The sequence below is a fragment of the Streptomyces sp. NPDC059003 genome (genome assembly GCF_042740445.1).
Taxonomy (GTDB): domain Bacteria; phylum Actinomycetota; class Actinomycetes; order Streptomycetales; family Streptomycetaceae; genus Streptomyces.
In genome coordinates this window covers 1-7,935 of sequence record NZ_JBHYJH010000276.1, presented here as the reverse complement: position 1 = coordinate 7,935, position 7,935 = coordinate 1, and the positions used below count along the sequence as shown (strand labels likewise).

At 66.3% G+C, this 7,935-nt stretch carries 7 protein-coding genes and 1 pseudogene; all 8 read left to right on the top strand.

Annotated elements, in window-relative coordinates; all coding sequences use genetic code 11:
* Positions 1-633: flavodoxin-dependent (E)-4-hydroxy-3-methylbut-2-enyl-diphosphate synthase (locus ACFWZ5_RS43190; protein WP_384892560.1), on the top strand; the 633-nt coding region annotated here is incomplete at its 5' end.
* Positions 630-1,706 carry a polyprenyl synthetase family protein gene (locus ACFWZ5_RS43185; protein ID WP_384892557.1) on the top strand — a complete coding sequence of 359 codons (1,077 nt, stop codon included), beginning with the start codon at positions 630-632 and terminating at the stop codon, positions 1,704-1,706. The genes ACFWZ5_RS43190 and ACFWZ5_RS43185, both read left to right, overlap by 4 nt.
* Positions 1,703-2,724: pseudogene (locus ACFWZ5_RS43180) on the top strand (4-hydroxy-3-methylbut-2-enyl diphosphate reductase). The gene ACFWZ5_RS43185 and the pseudogene ACFWZ5_RS43180 overlap by 4 nt, the downstream one beginning before the upstream one ends.
* 249 nt (positions 2,725-2,973) lie before the next feature.
* Positions 2,974-3,972, top strand: a complete 999-nt coding sequence (locus tag ACFWZ5_RS43175; RefSeq protein WP_384892554.1) for a Rieske 2Fe-2S domain-containing protein — start codon at positions 2,974-2,976, stop codon at positions 3,970-3,972.
* Positions 3,969-5,087, top strand: a complete 1,119-nt coding sequence (locus tag ACFWZ5_RS43170; protein ID WP_384892551.1) for a terpene synthase family protein — start codon at positions 3,969-3,971, stop codon at positions 5,085-5,087. The genes ACFWZ5_RS43175 and ACFWZ5_RS43170 overlap by 4 nt, the downstream gene beginning before the upstream one ends.
* 123 nt (positions 5,088-5,210) lie before the next feature.
* Positions 5,211-5,786, top strand: a complete 576-nt coding sequence (locus tag ACFWZ5_RS43165; protein ID WP_384892548.1) for a polyprenyl synthetase family protein — start codon at positions 5,211-5,213, stop codon at positions 5,784-5,786.
* 67 nt (positions 5,787-5,853) lie between these two features.
* A complete protein-coding gene (locus ACFWZ5_RS43160; protein ID WP_384892545.1) occupies positions 5,854-6,810 on the top strand; it encodes a hypothetical protein in 957 nt (318 codons plus the stop codon).
* Positions 6,807-7,871 carry a hypothetical protein gene (locus tag ACFWZ5_RS43155; protein ID WP_384892543.1) on the top strand — a complete coding sequence of 355 codons (1,065 nt, stop codon included), beginning with the start codon at positions 6,807-6,809 and terminating at the stop codon, positions 7,869-7,871. Before ACFWZ5_RS43160 ends, ACFWZ5_RS43155 begins: the two co-directional genes overlap by 4 nt.
* The last annotated feature ends 64 nt before the right edge of the window (positions 7,872-7,935 follow it).

The window sequence follows — 7,935 nt, the reverse complement described above, 5'->3', positions numbered from 1 at the left end:
CTGGTGGAGTCCGCACTGTGGGAAGCCTGCCTCTTCGAGGAACACGGCTTCCAAGACTTCAAGATCGCGGTCAAGCACCACGACCCCCTGATGATGATCGCCGCGAACCGGCTCCTGGCCGAACAGTGCGACTATCCCCTGCACTTGGGCGTCACCGAAGCCGGCCCCGCCTTCCGGGGCGCCATCAAATCCGCGGTCGCCTTCGGCATCCTCCTCGCCGAGGGCATCGGCGACGCCATCCGCGTCTCCCTGTCCACCAACCCGGTCGAGCAGGTCAAGGTCGGCTGCCACATTCTCCAATCGCTGGGCCTGCGCCCCCGCAAACTGAAGATCGTCTCCTGCCCCGGCTGCAGCCGCCTCCAAGTAGACATCCACAAGCTGGCCACGCAGGTGGAGGCGGCCTTCGACGGCTTCCCCCACCCACTGCGGATCGCGGTGATGGGCTGCGTCGTCAACAGCCCCGGCGAATCCCGCGAAGCCGACCTCGGCGTCTCCTGTGGTCACGGCAAAGGGCAGATCTTCCGCAACGGCAAGGTCGTCAGGACCATACCCGAATCAAAGATCGTCGAGGCCCTGCTCGACGAGGCGCTGGAGCTGACCGCCGACGCAGAACCGCAGGAGGAGACCCCGTGACCGCCCCCGCCACCCTCACCCCCGCCTGGGACGCCGACGCGGTGCGCCAGCAGGTCGGCGCGGTCATCGGCGAGTTCCTCGACCGCAAACAGGCCCTGGCCGCCGACGCCGAAATAGCCCACCTGATTGCCCTGTTCCGCCGGTTTGTCACCGGCGGCAAGAAGCTGCGCCCACTGCTGTGCGCGGTGGGATGGCGGGCCGCCGGCGGCCAGGGCACCCCGTCCGCGCTGCTGCGGGTCGCGAGCGGCCTGGAGGTCTTCCACTCCTTCTGCCTGATCCACGACGACGTCATGGACCGCTCGGCACTGCGCCGCGGCCAGCCGACCGTGCACCGCTCCCTTGCGGCCCGCCACCGCGCCCTCGGCCCGGACGACGCGCACTGGCTCGGCACCTGTGGCGCCGTCCTCCTGGGTGATCTGGCCCACGTCTGGTCTGATGAACTCCTCCAGACCGCAGGTCTCACCATCGGCCAACTCCATCGGGTGACTGCGCTGGTGACCGTGATGCGGGATGAGGTTCTGTACGGCCAGTACCTGGACCTTCAGTCCTCCGCCCGCCCAGACGACGACCTCGCCACCGCCCTGCGCGTCATCCTCTTCAAAACGGCCAAGTACACGATCGAGCGCCCTCTGCACGTCGGTGCCGCCCTGGCCGGCGCCCCGCCCGCCGTCCTCGAGGCATGCACCGCCTACGCCCTGCCCCTGGGCCAGGCCTTCCAGCTCCGCGACGACCTCCTCGGCGCCCTCGGCAGCCCCGAGCAGACCGGCAAATCAGCCCTGGACGACCTGCGTGAAGGCAAACAGACCGTCCTGCTCATCCTGGCCCGCCACCGCGCCGACCCCCAACAAGCGGACGTCCTCGGAGAGTTGGTCGGCAACCCCGCCTTGGACGAGGGCGGCGCCGCGCTCGTGCGCCGTATCCTGCGCGAGACCGGCGCTGACAGGGCGGTAGAGGACATGATCCGTGAGCGGTACGCCCGCGCGCTGCACGCCCTGGAACACGCCCCGTTCCCTGCCGAAACCCTGCCCGTGCTACGGAAGTTGGCCACTGACGCCGCCTGGAGGGCCCTATGAGCGGCGCCCCCCCTGGCTGCCGGGTCCTGCTGGTCGCACCGCACGGCGTGTGCGCGGGCGTCGAACGGGCCATCCAGGCAGTGGAGAAGGCCCTTGAGCAGTACGGGGCCCTGATCTACGTCCGCCACGAGATCGTCCACAACAAGTACGTCGTACAGGCCCTCCAGAAGAAGGGCGCGATCTTCATCGAGCGGACGGAGGAGGGTCCCTGAGGGCTCCATCGTCATGTTCTCCGCGCACGGCGTGGCCCCGACCGTGCGCGCGGTGGCCGCCGAGCGGAACCTCGCCACCATCGACGCGACCTGCCCCCTGGTGACCAAGGTCCACAAGGAGGCCATCCGGTACGCCAAAGAAGACTACGACATCCTCCTGATCGGCCACGAGGGACACGAGGAGGTCATCGGCACCTTGGGCGAGGCACCCGACCACATCACTCTCATCGACGGCCCTGCCGACGTCGCCAACGTCTCCGTGCGTGACGAGTCGAAGGTCGTCTGGCTCTCCCAGACCGCCCTCTCCGTGGACGAGACGATGGAGACCGTCGACACCCTCAAAAATAGATTCCCGAACCTCCTCTCCCCGCCGAGCGATGACATCTGCTATGCCACCCAGAACCGCCAGAGGGCCATCAAGGAACTGGCCCACCAAGGCCGACTTGGTGATCGTGGTCGGCTCCAAGAACTCCTCCAACTCCCAGCGCATGGCGCACGTCGCCAAACAGGCCAGCTGCCCGCGGGCCTACCTCGTCGACTTCGCCAAGGAGGCCGACGAGGCCTGGCTGGACGGCGTGACGACCGTCGGAGTCTCCTCCGGCGCCTCGGTCCCCGACGTCCTGGTGGAGAAGGTCCTGGCCTGGCTGTCCCAGAAGGGCTACGGCGACGTCGAGGTCGTCAAGACCGCCGAGGAGTTCCTGACCTTCTCGCTGCCCAAGGAACTGCGCCGCGACCTGCGCGCGGAGACCACAGGAACCTCGCCGCCGCATCGCAGCACGGGCCGCAGCCTGGATCAGGAGCGGTGACCTTGAGCATCCCCGATCAAGCCCGCTCGCCGCTGCCATTCCCGTCAAGGGGGGCGGGGCCGGAGCGATCATCGCCGAGTACATGGCGCGACATGCCAAGGGCGCCACCCAGGCCGCCTTGATGGCGCTTCGTGACTATGACTTTTGGGGCCGCATCAATACGTTCTGGCTCCCCGGGGAACTCGTGAGTTCCTGGATTTGTTCGGCTCCGTGTTCACCCAAACCCTATGACAGAAGGGGCGGCATGTCATGACCACACACCACAGGGTCCCCGCAGGCCTGGCGTATCCCACCGGATGGTTCGCTCTGGGATTCAGCGGTGAACTCAAGCCCGGCCGCGTGGTCACCTCTCGCATCGCAGGCGGCGACATCGTCCTCTACCGGACCCGCAGCGGCACCGTCCACGCCACCGATCCCTTCTGCCCTCACCTGGGCGCCCATCTGGGCCACGGAGGTGGAGTCGAAGGCGAAGATATTGTCTGCCCCTTCCACGGCTTCGCATTCGCACCCGACGGGCGCTGCGCTCGCGTCCCCGGCGGTACCAACCCGCCCAGGGCAGTCCTGACGAAAAGGCCCGTGCGGGAAGTCGACGGGATGATTTTCGTCTGGTGGAACAGCCAAGGTTCTCCGCCTGCGTGGGAGCCCGGCGCCGACACGCTCACCGGCTACTCCCGGCAGATCACCCACATGTACCCGCCCCTTCAAGGACACATCCAGGATGCCGCGGAGAACGCCGCTGATCTGGCTCACTTCTCAAAGATCCACGGCTGGCACAACGCCAAAGTCACTGTCGCTGACTTCAGCACCCCCATCAGCACCACCGAAATATCCGCCACCTACCACGGTCTCCCGATCCTCGTACGCATCGTTCAGCACGGACTCGGCCAGATCACCGGCCTGGCCACCGTGCCGAGCCTTGGCGTCCGCGCCCACCTCAAAGGCTTTCCCGTCCAGACCGAACCAGACCAGTGGGTGCTGCGTACCGCCGAATCCGTCAAAGTCGATGCCATCCGCCACCTGCCGTTCCGCCAAGGCATCCATCTCGCGGTCAACCACGCCGCGCAGCGTTGGTGGACCATCCCCCAGCAGATGCGCGACATCGTCATCTGGACGACCAAGACGTACCTCGAACACCCCAGGCTGTCCTCCGCCGACGGACCGATCATGGCTATGCGCCGCTGGGCTGCCCAGTTCTACGACCATTCCATGACCGCTCTCAAACAGGCCGAAGAAGTGCAATCCCGATGACCCGCCTCACTGTCTACGGCCGGGACGAAACCGGCTACCACCTGCCCGACTACACCCGCCTCCTGCCCTGGCAGGACCACCCCCAGCGCGTCCGCCTCGCCCGCGAGTCCCGCGCCTGGGTCGCCCGCTTCCCCGAAAGCCACACCTGGGCCGCCGACTACCGCAGGAAGCCCCCGGCCGAAGCCCTCGCCGAATGGATGGACGACGGTTTCGATCGCTTCTCGTGCCTGAGCGTGCCCCAGGCCGACACCGCCCGCATGCGTATCATCTGCGATCTCAACCAGTGGTACGGGATGCTCGATGACATCGCAGCCGCAGGTGGCCGTTTCCGTGACACTACCGAGACCATGCGCCGGGCCGCGTTCGAGCGAACCATGAGCATCCTCTACACCCAGGGAGAACCCCACGGTGGCACCAGCACTCAGCCCACCGATACCGACCGCATGTGCCTGGGCAGGCTCTTAGCCGACTCCTGGCACCGCTGGTGCGTGACCTGCCCACCCGCCCTCCTGGACCGCTGTCGCGCCGGAATCAGCCAGGTCCTCCAGTCCTGGATCACAGAGACCGAGATTCGCATCCGCGGGCAGATCCTCGACTTCCCCACATACCTCGCCTTCCGGCGTACCGCGGTCGCTGCGTCCTCCCTGCCCCGTTTCGTCGAATACGGCCTGAACATCGACATCGGCTCCGAACTGGCTGCCCACCCCGAACTCAAGCAGCTCGAAGAACTCCAGTGCACCTACTTGGTTCTCCTCAATGACCTGTATTCCTTCCGCAAGGAATACGTACGCAGCAAAGACCCCGTGAACGCCATTGCGGTCCTCACCTCCACCGGACACACCCTCCAGCAGGCCGTGAACTACCTGTGCCAACTCATGCAAGAGACCGAACGCGAGTTCGTGACACTCCGAAAGTCCTACCTCCACACCCGTCCTGGCCTGCGCTCCGAAGTTCCCGCTTTCCTCACCGGTCTCGGCCTCCTCATGTCCGGCACCCTCCAGTACCACCGGATGTCCCCCCGCTACCACGGCACCGGCCGCCCCTGGACCGACATCGGCAGCGGCTACGTCACCCTCGATAGCAACACCACTGTCATCACCCGAGCAACTCCGTAACCAGCAAACACGATGAGCGGAGACCACGCAGCGAGGAGTCCACCCTCTGACCAGCCGCCATTTCGCTTAGCGTTGTTTTTTCCGCGAGAATTGCTGGGACCCCTACTGCCGCTGATCGATGCGATGCGGACCGAGGTGATGTACGGGCAGTATCTCGACCTGCTGGCCACCGGCCACCTCTTAGGCGACGTCGGCATCCCGCTGGCAGTGATCCGCTACAAGACCGCCAAATACACCGCCGAACGCCCCCTGCTCATCGGCGCCGCCCTCGCCGACGCCAGCCCCGCCATCATGGGCGCCTGCACCGCCTTCGCCCTCCCTCTCGGCGAAGCCTTCCAACTGGTCGACGACCTGCTCGGCGTCTTCGGCGCCCCCGATGTCACCGGCAAGTCCCGCCTGGACGACCGGCGCGAGGGCAAACACACCGTCCTCATCGCCTGCGCGCTCGACCGCGCCGATCACGGCCAGGCCGCCCTGCTCCGCGCCCTGGTCGGCAACCCGCACCTGACCGAGCGGGGTGCTGCCACCGCCACCATCCGCGACATCCTCACCACCACCGGCGCTCGCGATGCCGTCAAGCAGATGATCACCACCCGCCTCCAGCGCGCGCTTGCCGCCCTGGAGCATGCCCCCGTCAGTCACAGCGCAGCCGCCGCCCTGCGCACCCTCGCCGACACCGCCGTACGGAGAACGGCGTAACCCCACCCGCCGTAAGCGAAGTCTCGCGGGATGGGATCCCGCGCCAACGGAAACCCGGAGATCCGAAATGGCCTCGTCTGAAGACGCAACCAGGTGCATCGTCCCAGCCGTCACGAGCAGGTTCGCTCCGCGCCAGCATCCGGCCGACGACGCATTGCGCAGGCACACCCTGCAGTTCTGCGAAACCCGATTCAACACCGTGGCCAGGGGCAAGTACGACGCCGCAGCCGGTGGGTACGCCGAGGTTGGCGGCCGCTTCGTGTCCCTGCTCTACCCCGAGGGTGAGGAGGAGCGCGTACAGGTGGCCTCCTTGCTGATGCTGGCCTGGGTTCTGGTGGACGACCGTATTGACGCCTCGCTCGATACGGATCACATTAACCGGATCCTGGACGAGCTGGGTGATGCGGTGTGGCTCAAAACTCCTGCGCGCGAGCCGGAGTACCACATCATCGCCGACTTCTTCGGCCGCTCCGACTGGGAGCCTGGCACCCTGCGGCGGTGCCGGTCAGGAATGGAGAGCTACATCGACGGGACCCGAGTGTGGCGCGCCATCGAGATAACGGAGAAGCCGATCACCGTCGATGACTACATGAATATCCGCCCCGACAATCTGGGCTGGGACATTCTGCTCCCCCTCCACAGCTACGTCGCCCCCGCCGCCGCAGCCGAGCATCGGGCCGCTGAGTCCACGGACACCTACCGGGCCATCTACCGAGACACCGGAACGTGTGTCGGAATCGCCCTGGACCTGGGCCTGGTCAATGGCATCCGGGACAACCACACCGCGTGGACCAACATCGACGCGATTCTCCACCGCAGTGCCCCAAAGGGCCGCAGCCACCAGGACGCCGTAGACGAGGCGATCGCTCTGTTCCACGGGCTCGAGGAACGCATCAAGGCGAATCTCACCGCGCTCGAATCCCCATTCCCGTCCGCTGCTGCCGGGTTGCGCAACGTCTATGCCGGGAGCATCGCCTGGATCCACGAACTGCGAGGACGGCGATACGCCGCAGTCGACACATGATGCATGGGAGTCGTTTCCCTGCGCGCGACCTGACGCCTCTTCTGTTCCTGTGGCCTTGCCCGCGCCGCACCATGCACGCGGCACAGGGAACAGCCAGCCCATCCCGGGTGTCAAATCATGTGACAGCAAACTGCTCTCTCTGCATGGTTCCTACTCGACCCCCGAATGTGCGCTCGCTCATGCACCCAGTAGAGCATCTATTCGAATTCCTGGGCGAGTCCCGTGCGCCCCTGGCGCCTCACAGGTCCATGTCGAGCTGCAGCAGGGCGGCATCGCTGGGTGGTTTACATGGCGGGCGCGCTGCCGTCTGCCACGGCTCCGTTGCACGCGTCCTGAAGGGCTGGCGGAAGGGGGAGGGGTGGGGGCTCGGGACCGGTGTGCCCTCCGCCGGGCCGGAGTTGGGCCGCTCGCCGCACTCCCGCCGTCACGACCGCGGCCGCGCGAGGAGACCGCACCGCTGGCCGTGGCCGAGGGGGAGCAGCTGCTGCCGCGCTCACGGAAAGGCCGCCGTGGTCGCTCCGCGTCGGCGCGCCTTTCGTCGTGGCCGAGGAGCGTGTCGTCGACAGTCAGCCAAGGCCTGCGGGGAGCCACCGCCCAAGGCCGTCGTTGGGCTCAAGGCCCTGGCAGGAAAGCACCGTTCAACGGTTTCGAAGATGGCGGCGAAATATAGGACCACCTTCGAGACGGCGAACGGGCCTCGCATTGCTTTTGAAGCCCGCATTGAACGGAAGAACAGGAAACCGCTGGTCGCTCGGTTTGGTGGTATTCCACTCCAACGGCAACGGACGGCAGAAGTCATCGACCGCGAGCCGGCCCGAGTGGACTATCCGCAGAAGGAGCTTGTCGCGAGGCTCCTTGCGGATACTTGCGAGATCTGCGGAAGCAGGGGCAACGTTCAGGTTCACCATGACCGTGCACTCGCTGACCTCGTGCATGCCGGGTGGCAGCCTTCCGATTGGACACGCGTCATGCTCCACCGACGCCGTAAAACAGTTGTGGCTTGCGACACTTGCCACGACCGAATCCACTCAGAACGACCTGCTAAACCACTGACGCAGTAGTCATTGAATCTCTTTCATCCCGTTTCTTGGAGGGGGAAAGTGCTGGGCAGGGTGTGTGGTGGTG